At 68.3% G+C, this 15,620-nt stretch carries 16 protein-coding genes; 4 read left to right on the top strand and 12 right to left on the bottom strand.

The window, feature by feature from the left end; all coding sequences use genetic code 11:
- Positions 1 to 28 precede the first annotated feature (28 nt).
- The 5 genes from groES to E5A74_RS19200 all read right to left on the bottom strand — a co-directional run bounded on the left by groES (position 29) and on the right by E5A74_RS19200 (position 5,809).
- A complete protein-coding gene (gene groES / locus E5A74_RS19220; protein ID WP_135987244.1) occupies positions 29 to 316 on the bottom strand; it encodes a co-chaperone GroES in 288 nt (95 codons plus the stop codon).
- 217 nt (positions 317 to 533) lie between these two features.
- A complete protein-coding gene (locus E5A74_RS19215; RefSeq protein WP_135987243.1) occupies positions 534 to 980 on the bottom strand; it encodes a YrhA family protein in 447 nt (148 codons plus the stop codon).
- A gap of 43 nt (positions 981 to 1,023) precedes the next feature.
- A complete protein-coding gene (locus E5A74_RS19210) occupies positions 1,024 to 2,217 on the bottom strand; it encodes an HNH endonuclease (RefSeq protein WP_135987242.1) in 1,194 nt (397 codons plus the stop codon).
- Positions 2,218 to 2,288: 71 nt separating this feature from the next.
- A complete protein-coding gene (locus E5A74_RS19205) occupies positions 2,289 to 4,325 on the bottom strand; it encodes a hybrid sensor histidine kinase/response regulator (protein WP_240699887.1) in 2,037 nt (678 codons plus the stop codon).
- Positions 4,322 to 5,809 (bottom strand): ATPase domain-containing protein, encoded by a 1,488-nt coding sequence (locus tag E5A74_RS19200; RefSeq protein ID WP_206365923.1) that lies wholly within the window; start codon positions 5,807 to 5,809, stop codon positions 4,322 to 4,324. Before E5A74_RS19200 ends, E5A74_RS19205 begins: the two co-directional genes overlap by 4 nt.
- A gap of 168 nt (positions 5,810 to 5,977) precedes the next feature.
- Between E5A74_RS19200 and E5A74_RS19195 the strand changes: the two genes are divergently transcribed.
- The 3 genes from E5A74_RS19195 to E5A74_RS19185 all read left to right on the top strand — a co-directional run bounded on the left by E5A74_RS19195 (position 5,978) and on the right by E5A74_RS19185 (position 9,311).
- Entirely contained in the window at positions 5,978 to 6,769 is a 792-nt protein-coding gene (locus E5A74_RS19195) for a DUF2189 domain-containing protein (protein ID WP_135987241.1), read from the top strand.
- Positions 6,770 to 6,861: 92 nt separating this feature from the next.
- Positions 6,862 to 8,754, top strand: coding sequence for a signal peptide peptidase SppA (gene sppA / locus E5A74_RS19190; RefSeq protein WP_135987240.1), 1,893 nt, complete (start codon positions 6,862 to 6,864; stop codon positions 8,752 to 8,754).
- Positions 8,751 to 9,311 carry a GNAT family N-acetyltransferase gene (locus E5A74_RS19185; RefSeq protein ID WP_135987239.1) on the top strand — a complete coding sequence of 187 codons (561 nt, stop codon included), beginning with the start codon at positions 8,751 to 8,753 and terminating at the stop codon, positions 9,309 to 9,311. Before sppA ends, E5A74_RS19185 begins: the two co-directional genes overlap by 4 nt.
- On the opposite strand, the gene E5A74_RS19180 is transcribed toward E5A74_RS19185, so the two are convergent.
- Positions 9,308 to 9,682, bottom strand: coding sequence for a hypothetical protein (locus E5A74_RS19180; RefSeq protein WP_135987238.1), 375 nt, complete (start codon positions 9,680 to 9,682; stop codon positions 9,308 to 9,310). The genes E5A74_RS19185 and E5A74_RS19180 overlap by 4 nt on opposite strands.
- Complete coding sequence (locus E5A74_RS19175) at positions 9,682 to 10,314, bottom strand: trimeric intracellular cation channel family protein (RefSeq protein ID WP_135987237.1); 633 nt, start codon at positions 10,312 to 10,314, stop codon at positions 9,682 to 9,684. Before E5A74_RS19175 ends, E5A74_RS19180 begins: the two co-directional genes overlap by 1 nt.
- Before the next feature lie 79 nt (positions 10,315 to 10,393).
- Between E5A74_RS19175 and E5A74_RS19170 the strand changes: the two genes are divergently transcribed.
- The gene (locus tag E5A74_RS19170) at positions 10,394 to 11,053 is read left to right on the top strand and encodes a YoaK family protein (RefSeq protein WP_135987236.1); all 660 of its coding nucleotides are present in this window, start codon (positions 10,394 to 10,396) and stop codon (positions 11,051 to 11,053) included.
- Positions 11,054 to 11,066: 13 nt separating this feature from the next.
- Here E5A74_RS19170 and E5A74_RS19165 read toward each other — a convergent pair whose 3' ends face one another.
- From E5A74_RS19165 to odhB, 5 genes are all read right to left on the bottom strand, one after another.
- A complete protein-coding gene (locus E5A74_RS19165) occupies positions 11,067 to 12,401 on the bottom strand; it encodes a serine hydrolase (RefSeq protein ID WP_135987235.1) in 1,335 nt (444 codons plus the stop codon).
- A 61-nt stretch (positions 12,402 to 12,462) separates the two neighbouring features.
- Positions 12,463 to 12,669: a DUF2188 domain-containing protein gene (locus E5A74_RS19160; RefSeq protein ID WP_135987234.1), complete on the bottom strand. Its 207-nt coding sequence runs from the start codon at positions 12,667 to 12,669 to the stop codon at positions 12,463 to 12,465.
- Positions 12,670 to 12,748: 79 nt separating this feature from the next.
- Entirely contained in the window at positions 12,749 to 13,207 is a 459-nt protein-coding gene (locus E5A74_RS19155; RefSeq protein ID WP_135987233.1) for a DUF2314 domain-containing protein, read from the bottom strand.
- The gene (gene lpdA, locus E5A74_RS19150) at positions 13,207 to 14,601 is read right to left on the bottom strand and encodes a dihydrolipoyl dehydrogenase (RefSeq protein ID WP_135987232.1); all 1,395 of its coding nucleotides are present in this window, start codon (positions 14,599 to 14,601) and stop codon (positions 13,207 to 13,209) included. Before lpdA ends, E5A74_RS19155 begins: the two co-directional genes overlap by 1 nt.
- Before the next feature lie 125 nt (positions 14,602 to 14,726).
- Positions 14,727 to 15,620, bottom strand: an 894-nt coding sequence (odhB, locus tag E5A74_RS19145; RefSeq protein WP_135987231.1) for a 2-oxoglutarate dehydrogenase complex dihydrolipoyllysine-residue succinyltransferase, incomplete at its 5' end; no start/stop codon positions are given.

Here is a 15,620-nt window from a genome sequence, read left to right as displayed (position 1 = left end):
GTTAGGGGAAAGTGAGGCTAGCGAAGGGTCAGCCGACGATCCCGAGGATGTCGGATTCCTTCATGATCAGCAGGTCTTCGCCATTGACCTTGACCTCGGTGCCCGACCACTTGCCGAACAGGATGCGGTCGCCGGCCTTGACGTCGAGCGGAGTCACCTTGCCGTCCTCGGACTTGGTGCCGGTGCCGACGGCGACGACTTCGCCTTCCTGCGGCTTTTCCTTGGCGGTGTCGGGGATGATGATCCCGCCTGCGGTCTTTTCCTCGGCTTCGACACGACGGACGAGCACGCGGTCATGCAACGGACGAAAGCTCATTGCGCTGCGATCCTCTACTAGGGTTGAACGGGTTTGGCACTCACGCGAGGTGAGTGCTAGCGAGCGGGGATATGCGTAGGCCGGCCGGTTTCGTCAACGGGCTTGCGGCGGAATCTTTCGCGGGGCGGATCAGCTGCACCATGCTCCGGCGAAGCCCGAGCGCCCGTTTCGGGCGATGCGCCTGCCGCCAGTGCTCCGGCCTTCGCCGGAGCACAGCTCAGCCGCGCGTGGACAGCAGCTTCTGGAGTGCCTCGGCGACGCTGGGAAAACGCTCGTTGACGTCGCTCGACACTTTGTCGCGCAGCACCGGCGCGGTGCCGTCTAGGTTGACCGTGAACAAGTCCATGTCGGTCTCGCCGAGCACCAGATATGCGTCGTGGCCCGGCCCCTCGCGCCATAGCCGGTTGGCGGCGATCAGGCCCTGCCAGAAGCCGCCGGGGCCCGGCGCGGCCTCGCTCTGCGCGCTGCCGTAGAGCACGAGGCCGTCGAAATCGACGCCGTCCGAGCGGCGCAGCAGCGCGGCATAGTCATCGGGGAGCGTCGCGCCGAACGCGCGCTGGAGCGCGCCGCGGAGCACGGCGATCCGCGCCTCGTCGGCGCCGGGCTGGACCACCTCGCCCACCGCCACCTGCGCATCGCGCGCCGCCACTATCACTGCGTCCATCTTCTCGTCTCCGGCCATCCGCTCCTAACGCTCCGTCCGACGACTAGGGAGTCGGAGGATAGACGAAGCCGCGCGGGATCGGGAAGTCCACCTGTCGGCTCTGGCCCACGGCGAGGTCGCCGACGAGCGAGCGCTGGGCGTTCGTCAGCGCGATATGGTGCGGATCGTTCTTGATCAGCACCAGATTGTCGAAGCTGTTGGTGCCGCCATCGTCGAGCGGGAGCTTGTGATGGACCTGCCAGCCCTGCGGCACGCGGCCCGAGGCGATGCGATCGATCGCGGCCTGATCGAGGCCGGCGCGGCGCAGCGCGTCGACCTTGGTCGGATCGCCAGCGAGATCGCGCAGAAAGTCGCCGCGCACCTTCGAGTCGAAGGTGTTGCGGAGCTCCTGATAGGCAGCGCGGTCACGCTTCACATAGTTGACCGACACCGCGTCGACGCCGCGCAGCTCGACCGTCTGGCCGCGCACGGTGCCGCGATAGACGCCCTCGTCGGCCTGCCGCGCGCCCGCGCCGAAGAATTCGTCGAGCTGGCCCTTCATCCGGTTGATCGCATCGCGCGCGCTGCCGGGGAGCGCGTCGATCGCGCCCTGTGGTATCGCGTCGACGGCGTTCTTGACCTGGCGCAGCGCGGGCTCGAGCGCGCCGCGCAGCGCCGGATTGGTGGCGACCGCCGATACCGCGTCGCTGACGGTTTGCGCCCATTTGCCGACCTTGCCCGCCTTGGCTGCGTCGCCGAGATAGGGGAGGATCCCGGCCGCCGAGAGCACGCCGTTGAGCGCATGTCCGCCGGCTTCGCCGAAATCGCCCGAGAAGAGCGAGCCGATCGCGCGGCCGGCCGAGATAACGGTGTTGCTGCCGTCGGAGATCGGCGTCGGCTCGATGATGCCGGTGATGTCGAGCGCCAGCTGGGTGAGATCGAGCCCGAGCTCGACCGGATCGGGGCCGGCGTCGTTCGCCGCGGCCGGCGGTGTCGCCGTGCCGCCCTCGAGCGTGCGGGCGAGATCGCCGCGCTCGACCGGGGTGAGGTTGCGGTCGATCTCGGCCTCGACCCAGCCGGCGGCCTGTGGGTTGTCCTGCCGGATGCGCGCGACGCTCGCGGCGAGGCCGGGGACATCGACGCCGCCGCCGGGCAGGCGATTGGCGCTGAGCGCGAGCTGGGCCTGGGTCGCGAGTTGCGGACTCGGCGGACCGATCGGGTTGCCGGACGTGGCGGTGGAGCGGGCGGGGTCGACCATGCGGCTCTCCGGGGCTGGCGCTGGTGTCGCCTGTTACCCCGTGCCGAGCGCGGCGGCTGTAATCGATTTGCTTATCCGGCGCCCTGCGCGACCGCGAGCGGCGCAGCCTCATGGCTGGTCAGCCGCACCAGCGCCGCCGCCAGATCGGCCTGGCGGAAGGGCTTGGCGAGCTGCGGGACGCCGATGTCGAGATCGCCGCCGGCATAGCCGGTGACGACGAGCACCGGCAGCTCGGGATAGCGCGCGTGCACGCGCGCGGCGAACTCGGCGCCGTCCATCCGCGGCATCATGTAATCGGTGACGATCGCATCGACGGCGAGCCCCTCGGCAAGCCGCGCCAATGCCTCGCCGCCGCCGGCGGCCTGGGTGACGCTGTGCCCCATCTCGCGGAGCATCTCGGCGGTGCCGAGCCGCACCAGCTCCTCGTCGTCGACCAGCAGGATCGAGAACGTGCGGTCGATCGCGCGCTGGGCATGCTCGGCGCGCCACGAGACGCCGCTGGCTGCCGAGGAAGCCACCGGAAGATAGAGATCGGCACGCGTGCCCTTGCCGACCTCGCTCGACAGACGGAACTCGCCACCAAGCTGGGCCGCGAGGCCGTGGACCATCGACAGGCCGAGCCCGGTGCCCTTGCCGAGCTCCTTGGTGGAATAGAAGGGCTCGACGGCGCGGCTGAGCGTCTCCTCGTCCATGCCGGTACCCGTATCGAGCACCGACACGCGCAGATAGCCGGCGGCGGGCGAGGGCGGCGCGCCCGCGGTTCCCGGCTCGGCATATTCCATCGCCAGCGTCAGCGCGCCGCCGGCGGGCATCGCGTCGCGCGCATTGACGCACAGATTGAGGATCGCGAGCTCGAGCTGGTTGGGATCGACCGAGGCCGCGGGCAATGCCTCCGCGGCGGTGATCCGCAGCTCGATCGCGGGTCCGATCGAGCTGACGATGAGATCGCGCATCCCCTCGACGAGATCGGCGACGTCGACGGCGCGGGTCTCCAGCGCCTGCCGCCGCGCGAAGCCGAGCAGGCGCTGGACCAGCGTCTTGGCCCGCTCGGCCGATTGGAGCGCGCCATCGATCAACCGCGCCGAGCGGGCATCGTCGCCATAGCGGCGCGCCATGAGATCGAGCGCGCCGGTGATCGGGGTGAGCAGGTTGTTGAAATCGTGCGCGATGCCACCGGTGAGCTGGCCGAGCGTCTCGAGCTTCTGCGCTTCGTGGAGCTGGGCGAGCGCGGACTCGCGCTCCTTGATCGCATCGTCGACGCGGCGCTCGAGCGTCTCATTGAGATCGCGCAGCGCGCGTTCCGCGCGGGTGCGCTCGGTCACGTCCTGGAAGATCACCGCGACCTCGCGCCGCGCCAGCGGTTCGACCCGGAACGCCGCCAGCTCGAGATGGCGGCCGGTGGCGACCAGCTCGCGCTGGAAGCGCATCGGCCTGCCGGTGACCAGCACTTCGCGATAGAGCGCGACCCACTCCTCGGCCTCGTCGGGCACCATCTCGCGGACGCGCTGCCCGACCACGTTCGGGATGCCGGCGTGGCGCTCATAGGCGGGATTGGCCTGGACATGGACATAGTCGCTCATCGGCCCCTCGGGTCCGTCGAGGAACTCGATGACGCAGAACCCCTCGTCCATCGTGTCGAAGAGCGTGCGGAAGCGCGTCTCGCTCTCGCGCAGCGCGATCAGCCGCGCGCGCGCCTCATATTGGCGGCGACGGGCTCGGACCGCCGAGCGGGCGAGGCTGACCAGCGTCGTCGGGTGGAAAGGCCGTTCGAGAAAGGTGACGTTGCCGAGCACGTCGAGATGGCGCGCCGCCGCCGGATTGCGCTCGAGCCCGCCGCCGCGCGTGGTCAGCAGGATGAACGGCAGATCGGACCATTCCTCCTGATCGTCGATCCACGCCGATAGCGGGTGGAGATCGGCGGTGGCGATCGCTTCCTCGGTAACGACGATGAAGGCGGCGCCGCGATCGAGTTCCTCGATCAGCGCGGCCAGCGAGGCGCAACCGGTCGCCTCGATCCCGGCTTCGGCGAGCATGGTCGCCGCGATGGTCGAGTCCCGACCGCGCGGTGCCAGCACCAGCGCCCGTTCGGAAACCGTCGTACGCTTCACGCGTCCTCGCGTTTCAGCAGCTTCGCATCGCCGATGATGGTCGGGACGCCGCGCAATACGCCCTGGAAATTATCCAGCGGCTTGCCGAGCGTGAAGCCGCGTCCGCCGATCTGATACTCGCGAATCGAATGCTCGTGCGCGCCGGTGCGCTTCTTCACCACCGAGACCGCGCGGCGCACTTCCCCGACCGCTTCGAAATAGCGCAGCAGCACCACGGTATCCGCGAGGTAGGTCAGATCGACGGGCGACTTCATGTCGCCGACCAGGCCGTGCTGCGCGACGGTGAGGAAGGTCGTCGCGCCCTGGCGATTCAGATATTGCAGCAGCTCGTGCATGTGGAGGACGAGCGCATGCTCGCCGGGCATCGACGCCTGATAGCCGTTGAGGCTGTCGATCGTCACGGTGCGTGCGCCATGCGTCTCGACGCAGATTCGGACACGTTCGGAGAATTCGCCGGGGGTCAGCTCGGCAGCGTCGACCTGATCGAGCACCAGTCTGTCGGCGTCGATCATCTTCTGCAGATCGATGCCGAGACCCTTGGCGCGCTGGATCAGCAGCTCGCGTTCCTCGTCGAACACGAACATCGCCGCGCGCTCGCCGCGCTCGACCGCAGTCTTGATGAAAGTCAGCGCGAGCAGCGACTTGCCCGTGCCCGCCGGGCCGAGGACGAGCACGCTCGACCCACGATCGATGCCGCCGCCGAGCAGCGCATTGAGCTCGGGCGAGTCGGTCGACAGCATGTCGCGATCGAAATCGGACTTGTGCTCGGCGGAGACGAGGCGCGGGAACACGCGGACGCCGCCGGTTTCGATCGCAAAGTCGTGATAGCCGCCGCGGAACCGTCGGCCGCGATATTTGATCACGCGCAACCGGCGGCGCTCGGCGCCATATTCGGGCGCCAGTTCGTTGAGCCGCACCACCCCATGCGCGACCGAATGGACGGTCTTGTCGTTGGTGTCGGTAGTGAGATCGTCGAGCATCAGCACCGTCGCGCCGCTGCGCGCGAAATAATGTTTGAGCGCGAGGATCTGCCGGCGGTAGCGCAGCGAGCTCTGCGCGAGCAATCGGATCTCGGACAGGCTGTCGAGCACGACGCGCTGCGGCTTGAGCCGTTCGAACGCCTCGAACACGCGCCGCGTGGTCTCGCCGAGCTCGAGGTCCGACGAATAGAGCAGGCTCTGCTGCTGGTTGTCGTCGAGGAGATTTTCGGGCGGCGTGAGCTCGAAGACTTCGATACCCGCGAGCGACAGATCATGGGCCGCGGCGGAAGCGCGCAATTCGTCTTCGGTCTCGGACAAGGTGACATAAAGGCAGCGCTCGCCCGCCGCCGCGCCCGTGACGAGGAACTGGAGCGCGATCGTCGTCTTGCCGGTGCCCGGGCTGCCTTCGACCAGAAAGGTGCGGCTCCGCTCGAGGCCGCCGCCCAGCACATCGTCCAGCCCCTTGATACCCAGCTTCGCATCGTCCGGCTTCGGCAAGGGCATTGCATTGGTCTCCCCGGTTTTCGGCATGGCTATCACAGGCTTACGGCGACGTCAGCGTTTCGGCGGCGAATTGGTTGCGTCGGCGAAACCGTGGGAACCCGGAGCGCGTTGCCGTGGCGCCGGAACAGGCGTACAAATCCTTCGCCGGGGACATCGAAGGAGCGCGTCATGACTGTCGCTCGTATCGACGCTGCCGAGCGCCCCGCCGAGGCGTTCGAGGTCCGTACCGTGAGCAATGCCGATCTCGGCGCGGCGCTGCGCCAGGGCTGGGCTGATTTCCTCGAGCATCGCGGCGACCTGCTGTTCATCGGCTTCATCTATCCGCTGGTCGGTTTCGCGGCGGCGGCGGTCGCGCTGCAGGATTCGCTGATCCCGCTGTTCTTCCCGATCGCCGCGGGCATCGGGCTGATGGGCCCGGCGGCCGCGGCGGGCTTTTACGAACTGGCGCGGCGCCGTGAGGCAGGGCTCGAATCGGACTGGTCGCATTTCCTCGACGTCGCGCGGCGGCCGTCGTTCGATGCGTTCCTCGCGGTGGCGGGGCTGTTGCTGCTGCTGTTCCTCGCCTGGCTGGCGACCGCGGCGGGGCTCTACATGGCTTTGATGGGCCCCGCGGCGCCCGACAGCGCGACGGGCTTCCTGACCCGCCTATTCACCACCCCCGAAGGCTGGACGCTGATCGTGCTCGGCAATCTCGCCGGCCTCGCCTTCTCGGCGGCGGTGCTGACCGTCAGCGTGGTGGCGATGCCGATGTTGGTCGACAAGGACGTGGACGCGCGCACGGCGATCCATACTTCGCGCTTGGCGGTCGCCGCCAACAAGGGCGCGATGCTGCGTTGGGGCGTCACCGTCGCGGCGCTGCTCGTCATCGGATCGATCCCGTTCTTCGTCGGTCTGGCCGTGGTGCTCCCGGTGCTCGGCTATGCGACCTGGCACCTTTATACGCGGCTGGTGGTGCGCTGAGACCGGGCCTGTATTGGTTTAATAATACACGGGCCGTTTACTCGCCTCCCGCCATCCGGTAGCAGGGGCGCGCAATTGATGGAGCGGCACACGTGAAGCTGGTTCGGGGCGCCTGGAAGATTCTTGTCGGGATCAAGGACCTCCTCGTCCTCGTCCTGCTGCTGCTGTTCTTCGGGGCATTGTTCGCGGTGCTTTCGTACAAGCCGAACAAGGCCGCGGTCACCGATGGCGCACTGGTCGTCGCGCTCGACGGGACGCTGGTCGAGCAGCCCGAGCAGGTCGATCCCTTCGCGCAGCTCGGCGGCGGCGAGGTGACCCGGCAGAATCGCCTGCGCGACGTGCTGCGCGCGCTGGACACCGCGCGGACCGACGGACGGGTCAAGGCGGTGGTGCTCGATCTCGACCGGTTCATGGGCGGCTATCCCGCGGCGATCGACGAGGTGGCGCAGGCGATCGGCAAGATCCGCGCGAGCGGCAAGCCGGTGCTCGCCTATGCCACCGGCTATACCGATGACGGCTATGCGCTCGCCGCCAATGCCAGCGAGGTCTGGGTCAATCCGCTGGGCGGCACGCTGTTCGCCGGGCCGGGCAGCACGCAGCTCTATTACAAGGGGCTGATGGACAAGCTCGGCGTCAATGCGCACGTCTACAAGGTCGGCAAGTTCAAATCGGCGGTCGAGCCCTATATCCGCAGCGACATGTCGCCCGAGGCGCGCGAGGCGAACGATGCGTTGTACGGCGCGCTCTTCGCGCAGTGGCGCGAAGCGGTGACCAAGGCGCGGCCCAAGGCGCGGATCGCCGATTATCTTGCGCAGCCCGACGCGGTGGTGACCGGCGCGCACGGTGACATCGCCGCGGCGAATCTCTCCTATGGCCTCGTCGACAAGCTCGGCGATCGGCTGGCGTTCGGCAAGCGCGTCGCCGAGATCGTCGGCGCGCCGGGCGGCAAGCCCGCGGGCAGCTTCAAGGCGATCAAGCTCGGCGACTGGATCGCCGCCAATCCGGCGCCGACCGGCGGCGACGCGATCGGGGTGATCACCGTCGCCGGCGAGATCGTCGACGGCCGGGCGGGGCCGGGCCATGCCGGCGGCGAGACGGTGAGCAATCTGCTGCTCAAGGGGCTGGCCGATAAGAATCTCAAGGCACTGGTGGTGCGCGTCGATTCACCCGGCGGTTCGGCGATGGCGTCCGAGCAGATCCGTCAGGCGGTGCTCCACGCCAAGGCGCAGGGCCTGCCGGTGGTGGTGTCGATGGGCAGCCTCGCGGCGAGCGGCGGCTATTGGGTGTCGACCGCGGGCGATGCGATCTTCGCCGAGCCTTCGACGATCACCGGCTCGATCGGCATCTTCGGCGTGCTGCCGTCGTTCGAGAACAGCCTCGCCAAGATCGGCGTGACCACCGACGGCGTGCGGACCACGCCGCTTTCGGGCCAGCCCGACGTGATGGGCGGGATCAATCCGGTGACCGATCGGATCCTGCAGTCCGCGATCGAGGCCGGCTATGCGCGCTTCATCGGGCTGGTCGCCCAATCGCGCAAACTGACGCCGCAGCGCGTCGACGAGATCGGCCAGGGCCGGGTGTGGATCGGCGGGACCGCGCACCAGCTGCGGCTGGTCGATCGGTTCGGCGGGATCGACGCGGCGATCGCCGACGCGGCGCAGCGCGCCAAGCTCGATCCGGGCAAGGTGCACGCGGTCTATCTCGAAAAGCAGCCGAGCGGCTGGATGCAGTTCCTCGCCTCGCTGGCGGGCGGCGACAGCGATGACGACGATTGGGCCGATCAGCCTGCCGGGGCCGATCTGTACGGCCGCATCGCCGCCGAGCGGCGCGCGCTGCTCGGCCAGGCACTGGGCGACGCGCGGCGACTGGCGCTGGGCGGCTCGGTGCAGGCGCGTTGCCTCGAATGCGCCGCGTTGGCGCCGCCCAACCCACGAACGGAGGATCGCAAGCTGCTCGACCTGTTGCTCACGAGGATCGGCCTGTGATCGCGATCCGCGCGGCGGGGCCCGCTGATGCCGCATCGATCGCCGCGATCTACGCGCCGCACGTGTTGACCGGCACCGTCTCGTTCGAGATCGACCCGCCCGACGCGCGGGCGATGCGGACGCGCATGGCGGCCAGCGACGGCCTCTATCCTTGGCTGGTCGCGACCAACGGCGAGGCCGAGGGCGGGGTGATCGGCTATGCCTATGCCACCAAGTTCCGCGACCGGCCGGCCTATCGCTATGTCTGCGAGACCTCGATTTATCTGACCGACGCGTCGAGCGGCTCGGGGGTGGGGCGATTGCTCTACGAGGCAATGATCGACACGCTCCGCGCGCAGGGCTTCGTCCATGCGATCGGCGCGATCGCGCTGCCCAATGACCGCTCGATCCGGCTGCACGAAGCGGTCGGCTTCCGCCGCGCCGGAGTCTATCGCGAGGTCGGTTTCAAGCACGGGCAGTGGATCGACGTCGGCATCTGGCAATGCCAGCTCAACGATCCTGTGGTGCCCCCGGTCGAGCCGAAGAAGTTCAGCGACGTGGGTGTGGTGCGGGCCTAATCGGTCCGGACGAAGCGAACGCGCGCGCCTTCGCGGAGCATCACATAGGCGGTATCGCCGTCCCAGCGCCATTGGACATGGCCGAAATCGATGCCCTCGGGGCTGACCGTGGCGAGGCCGCTCGTCACCGGTCCGCCGGCGTTGCGATAGGCGAAGGCGATGCGGCCGGCCGTCGCGTCCCAGCTGAAATCGGATTCGCCCCAATAGACCGTGCGCCCGGCGACCACGACTTCGTGATGGTCGCGCACGCCGGTGCCGTTGCGGTCGAAGCAATGCGTGTCGAACTCGCCGGGCTTGAGCTCGCCGCGCCAGCAATGGCCGACGAGCCGATCGAGCGGCGCGAGATCGAGCATCATGGCGAGCACCAGCATCAGCGGCTCCCCCGATATGCGGGAAGCCCCAGCTTCCAGACGATGGCAGCGGCGCGCAGCGCAAAGCCCGCGGCGGCGGCGATCAGGCCTGCCGCCAGCGGGGTGAGGCCCGCTAGGCTCAGCGCGACATAGACCGCCGATGCCAGCGCGGCGGCGGTGACGTAGAGCTCGGGGCGCATCAGGATCGACGGCTCGCCGACCAGCACGTCGCGGATGATCCCGCCGACGCACGCGGTCATGATCCCCATCAGCGCGGCAGGGACCGGCGGGATGCCCCAGCCCATCGCCTTGGCGGCGCCGAACGCGGCATAGGCGGCGAGCCCGAAGGCATCGAGCCAGTCGAAGGTGCGATCGCTCCACCAGCGCTGCGGCGTGAGCCATACCGCGACCGCCACCGCGAGGATCAGCACCGCGACGGTAGCGTCGTGCACCCAGAAGACCGGCGCGCCGATCAGCAGGTCGCGGATCGTGCCGCCGCCGACCCCGGTGATCAGCGCGAAGAAGGCGGCGGTGACGAAGGTCTGCCCGCGCCGCGTCGCCGAGAGCGCGCCGGTGGCGGCGAACACGGCGATCCCGCACATGTCGAGCCAGGGAAGGATGGGGCCGATATGCTCGGCGACCTGAGCTTGCATGCCGGCCTTCTCCCCCGTCGGCGCGGGCGCGTCAAACACGGGCTGGCGGCGCGCAGCGCGGTACGGCATTAGGAGGCGCATGCACCGTACGGAATCGCCGCTCGTCGCCGTCGCCGTCTGCCTCGCGGCGCTCGCCGGCTTCGTCGACGCGCTCGCTTTCACCAGCCTCGGCGGCTTCTTCGCCTCGTTCATGAGCGGCAACTCGACCCGGCTCGGCGTCGGGCTCGGCCAAGGGCTGGGCGGCGACGCGCTGACTGCGGGCGGGCTGATCCTGAGCTTCGTCGCCGGGGTGATCGTGTCGAGCGTGCTCGTCCGTGCGGCGGGGCACCGCCACAAGCCCGCGGTGATGGCGGTGGTGAGCGCGATGCTGCTGCTCGCCGCGATCGTCGCGACGGTGGCGCCGGGACCTTGGGTGCTCGTCCTGCTCGCCATGGCGATGGGCGCCGAGAACGGCGTGTTCAACCGCGACGGCGAAGTGACGATCGGGCTGACCTATATGACCGGATCGCTGGTCAAGATCGGGCAGAAGCTCGCCGGCGCGCTGATGGGCGATCGCGATCGCTGGGTGTGGGTGCCCTATCTGGCGCTATGGCTGGGCTTCCTCGCCGGCGCGGTCTCGGGCGCGGCGAGCCAGCTGCGCTGGGGCTGGGACGCCCTGTGGCTCGCGGCGCTGATCGCGGCCTTGCTGACGATCGCCTTGGCCCGACTGACCGGCGCGGCCCAGCCCAGCCCGGCTTAGGGCGCCCAGGCGGTCACTTGCGTTTCGCCGGCGCGTCGTGCCCGTTCTGATGGAGGACGAGCCCGGTCACCTTGCCTGCGGCATCGCGCGTGAAGTCGACTTGCGCGTCGACGACCTTGAGGAAGAAGCGGTCGGGTTTCTCGGCGAACAGCTCGAACGCGTCCTGCCCGGTCGCCTGCGTCATCAGCTTGTCGCCCTCGACCCGCATCGTGATCGCGAAGGTCGGCGCGAGCTCGTAGACGCCTTCATATTCGCGGAGCTTCTCAGGCGGCACCGCGACGGCTTGTCGCTCGCCGGGGAGCACGACCGGGCCGCCACGCGCGAGAGTCATCAGCGACTTGCCGATCCGATTGGGCGCGCCGCCGTTGAGGTTGCCGAGCACCACGACGGTGAGCTTGCGATCGGGATCATAGCCGAGCCAGGTATTGAAGCCCTCGATCCCGCCGCCGTGATTGATCACCGTCGCGCCATCGGCATTGGCGACGAACAGGCCGAGCGCGTAATTGTCCTTCACCGGGGTGGTCATCGCCTTCAATGAGTCGGGCTTGAGCAGCTTCCCGCCGAATAGCCCCCGATTCCATTTCAGCAGATCGTGAGTGGTCGAATAGAGCGCGCCCGCGCCTTGCGGGATGGTCATGTCGATATAGTCGGTGTTGACCACGCCGTGCGGCGACGGCGTGTAGCCCGAAGCGCGATGGGACAGCACGGCGGCGTGGCTGTCATAGCCGCTGTCGCCCATGCCGAGCGGCTTGAAGATATTGTCGGCGACGAACGCGGCATAGGGCTGGACGCTCGCCTTTTCGACGATCGCGGTGAGCAGGATATAGCCCGAGTTCGAATAGGCGAACTTCTCGCCGGGCTGAAAGTCGAGCGGCTTGTCGCGGAAGCGGGCGATCAGGCTGTCGAGCGTGGCCGGGAGACCCTTGGTCTTCTCGTAATCAGGAAAGCCAGTGAAGTTGGGAATGCCGCCGGTGTGGCTGAGCAAGTGGCGGACGGTGACCTTTTCCCACGCCGCGGGCGCATCGGCGAGATAGGTCTTCAGCGGCGCGTCGAGGCTGAGCTTGCCGCGCTCCTGAAGCAGCAGGATCGCGGCTGCGGTGAACTGCTTGCTCACCGATCCTAGGCGGAATTTGGTGTCGCCGTCGTTGGGAATCTTCCACTCGAGATTGGCCGAGCCATAGCCGCGATCGAGCAGCAGCTGGCCGTCGCGCGCGACCAGCACCGCCCCCATGAACTCGCCCTTGTCGGCGTCGAGCGCGATGACCTGCTGCATCCGGTTCGCGTCCTGCGCCAGCGCCGGGGCGGCGCAGACGGTGAGCGCGAGCAGGCTGATGGCGAAGCGGTGCATGAGGTCCCTCCCGTTGTGTGTTATATCGATATAACACCAAGAGAGCGACCGCAAGTCGTGGCTAGCGTTTGGGGTGGCTGTCCGAACGCTGCATGCGGCCGTCGAGGCCGTGGATGGTCAGCTCGGTATGCTGATGCTGGCTGATTGGCCGGGCATAGCCTTCGGCCTCGACCTTGGTGGTCGTCACATGGCTGGCGCGTTCGCCGTTGTCGCGTTTGACCTGCCAGCCATCGGGATGGGGCATCACGCGATGGGTGTCACGGGACATGATGAATCTCCTGATTCTGCTGGAGATTCAACGGGACGCGGTGGTGAAAGGACTCGGCAAAGGGGACGAATGGTGGCTGCTACCAGCCGAACCGCGCGCGCATCGCCTGCGCCTCCGCGGGCGGCATCCGCGCGATCAGCACACGCATCGTCGCGCCGCCCTGCATCACGCCCTCGCGCCACCAGGCCCAGTCGATCACCTCGCCATCCTGGACGGTGACCTGCTGGCCTTTGACGAAGCCGCGAGCAAGCGGCGCGTTGACGAGCCGGGCGACGCTGGCGCCACCGCGATGCGAGACGATCTCGGCCCAGACGAACTCGGCAGCCGCGCCGGGGATCAGGTCGAACTTGATCAGGAAGCCGCCTTCGCCGGGCGCGGGGGCGGTGACGTGGCCAAAGAATACCGGCAGCCCGGCGCGCGCCTTCGCGATCGCGGCGCGCATCTCCGGGTCGTTTTCGGGAACGCTGATCGTGGCGTCCTGCGCGGACGCCGGCAACGGCGCGGCGAGCAACAGCAGCGCCGCGCCGAGCCGGATCATCAGATGTGGATCGGCTTGCCGAGCACGCCCATCGCGGCTTCCTTGATCGCCTCGCTGTGCGTGGGATGGGCGTGGCAGGTGTACGCGATATCCTCGGACGTCGCGCCGAACTCCATCGCCTGCGCGACCTGCGCGATCATCGTCCCGGCCACCGAAGTGATGATCCACGCGCCGAGCACGCGATCGGTCCTGGCGTCGGCGATCACCTTCACCCAGCCGACCGTGTCGTCGATCGCCTTGGCGCGGCTGTTGCCCGCCATCGGGAACTTGCCGACCTTGATCTCGCCGCGCTCCTTGGCCTGCTCTTCGGTCAGGCCGACGCCGGCGATCTCGGGATGGGTGTAGACCACTGACGGGATGACATCGTGGTTCACGATGCCGGTGAGGCCGGCGATGTTCTCAGCGACCGCGATGCCTTCATCCTCGGCCTTGTGCGCGAGCATCGGGCCGGGGATGACGTCGCCGATCGCCCAGACGCCTTCCACCTTGGTGCGGAAGTCGTGATCGGTCTCGACCTGGCCGCGCTTGTTCACTTCGAGCCCGATCTTGTCGAGGCCGAGGCCGTCGGTGTTGGGCTTGCGGCCGATCGAGACGAGCACGGCATCGGCCTCGATCGTCTCGGCAGCACCCCCCGCGGCGGGCTCCACCTTCACGGTCGCCTTGCCGCCATTGACGGTGACGCCGGTGACCTTGGTCGAGAGCTTGATCTCCATGCCCTGCTTCTTGAAGATCTTGGCGGCTTCCTTGCGGACTTCGCCGTCCATGCCGGGGAGCAGCTGATCGAGGAACTCGACCACGGTGACCCTGGCGCCGAGGCGCTGCCACACCGAGCCCAATTCGAGCCCGATCACGCCGCCGCCGATCACGACCATGTGCTCGGGAACCTTCTCCAGCGCGATCGCGCCGGTCGAGTCGACGACGACCTTCTGGTCGATTGTGACGCCGGGGAGCGGCGTGACCGACGAGCCGGTGGCGATGACGATATTCTTGGCGGTGACTTTCCGCTCGCCGACCTCGACGGTGTGCGCGTCGATGAAGGTGCCGAGGCCCTTCACCCATTCGACCTTGTTCTTCTTGAACAGGAACTCGATGCCGCCGGTCAGGCCCTTCACGGCCTTGTCCTTGTCGGCCATCATCGCCGGCAGATCGAGCTCGACGCTGCCCAGCTTGACGCCGTGCTTGGCGAGCGCGCCCGAAGCGGCCTCGTGGAACAGCTCGGAGGCGTTGAGCAACGCCTTGGACGGGATGCAGCCGACATTGAGGCAAGTGCCGCCCAGCGTCTCGCGGCTCTCGACGCAGCCGGTGCGCAAGCCGAGCTGCGCGGCGCGGATCGCGGCGACATAGCCGCCGGGGCCGGAGCCGATCACGAGAACGTCGAAGTCGTATTCAGCCATTTTCTTCTCTTCCTTGTTCCCCGGCGGATGCCGGGGCCCAGTTTCGAGACGGGATTTGGTGAGCGTCTCGCGTCGTTACAAATGTCGGCCGGACTGGACCCCGGCCTTCGCCGGGGAACAGTGGATTACAGGTCGATCAGCAGCCGGGTCGGATCCTCGATCGCGTTCTTGAGTGCGACGAGGAAGGTCACGGCCTCGCGGCCGTCGATCAGGCGGTGATCGTAGCTGAGCGCCAGATACATCATCGGGCGGACGACGACCTGGCCGTCGCGGACCACCGGGCGGTCCTCGATGCGGTGCAGGCCGAGCACGGCCGACTGCGGCGGGTTGATGATCGGAGTCGACATCAGCGAGCCGAACACGCCGCCGTTCGAGATGGTGAAGGTGCCGCCCTTCATCTCTTCCATCTTGAGCGTGCCTTCCTTGGCGCGCTTGCCGAAGTCGCCGATCGTCTTCTCGATGCCGGCGACCGACAGGTCCTGCGCGTCGCGGATCACCGGGACGACGAGGCCCTGCGGCGCGGAGACCGCGACCGAGATGTCGGCATAATCGTGATAGACGATCTCGTCGCCCTCGATCGAGGCGTTGACCGACGGGATGTCGCGCAGCGCCTGGACGGCGGCCTTCACGAAGAAGCCCATGAAGCCGAGGCGGACGCCGTGCTTCTTCTCGAACAGATCCTTGTACTTCGTCCGCGCCGCGATGACTTCGGTCATGTCGACGTCGTTGAACGTCGTCAGCATCGCGGCGGTGTTCTGCGCTTCCTTGAGGCGCTTGGCGACGGTCTGGCGCAGGCGCGTCATGCGGACGCGCTCTTCCTTGCGGCCGCCCGCGGGGGCCGCGGCGGCAGGCGCCGGCGTCGCGGAGGGCGCAGCGGCGGGCTTGGCGGCAGCAGCGGCGACGACATCGTCCTTGGTCAGGCGGCCGTCCTTGCCGGTGCCCTGCACGGTCGAGGGATCGACCCCGGTCTCGAGCACCGCGCGGCGCACCGACGGCGACAGCGCGGCGGCGGCGTCGCC

It is taken from the genome of Sphingomonas naasensis (genome assembly GCF_004792695.1).
Taxonomy (GTDB): Bacteria; Pseudomonadota; Alphaproteobacteria; order Sphingomonadales; family Sphingomonadaceae; genus Sphingomonas; species Sphingomonas naasensis.
This window is presented reverse-complemented; position numbering and strand designations above follow the sequence as displayed.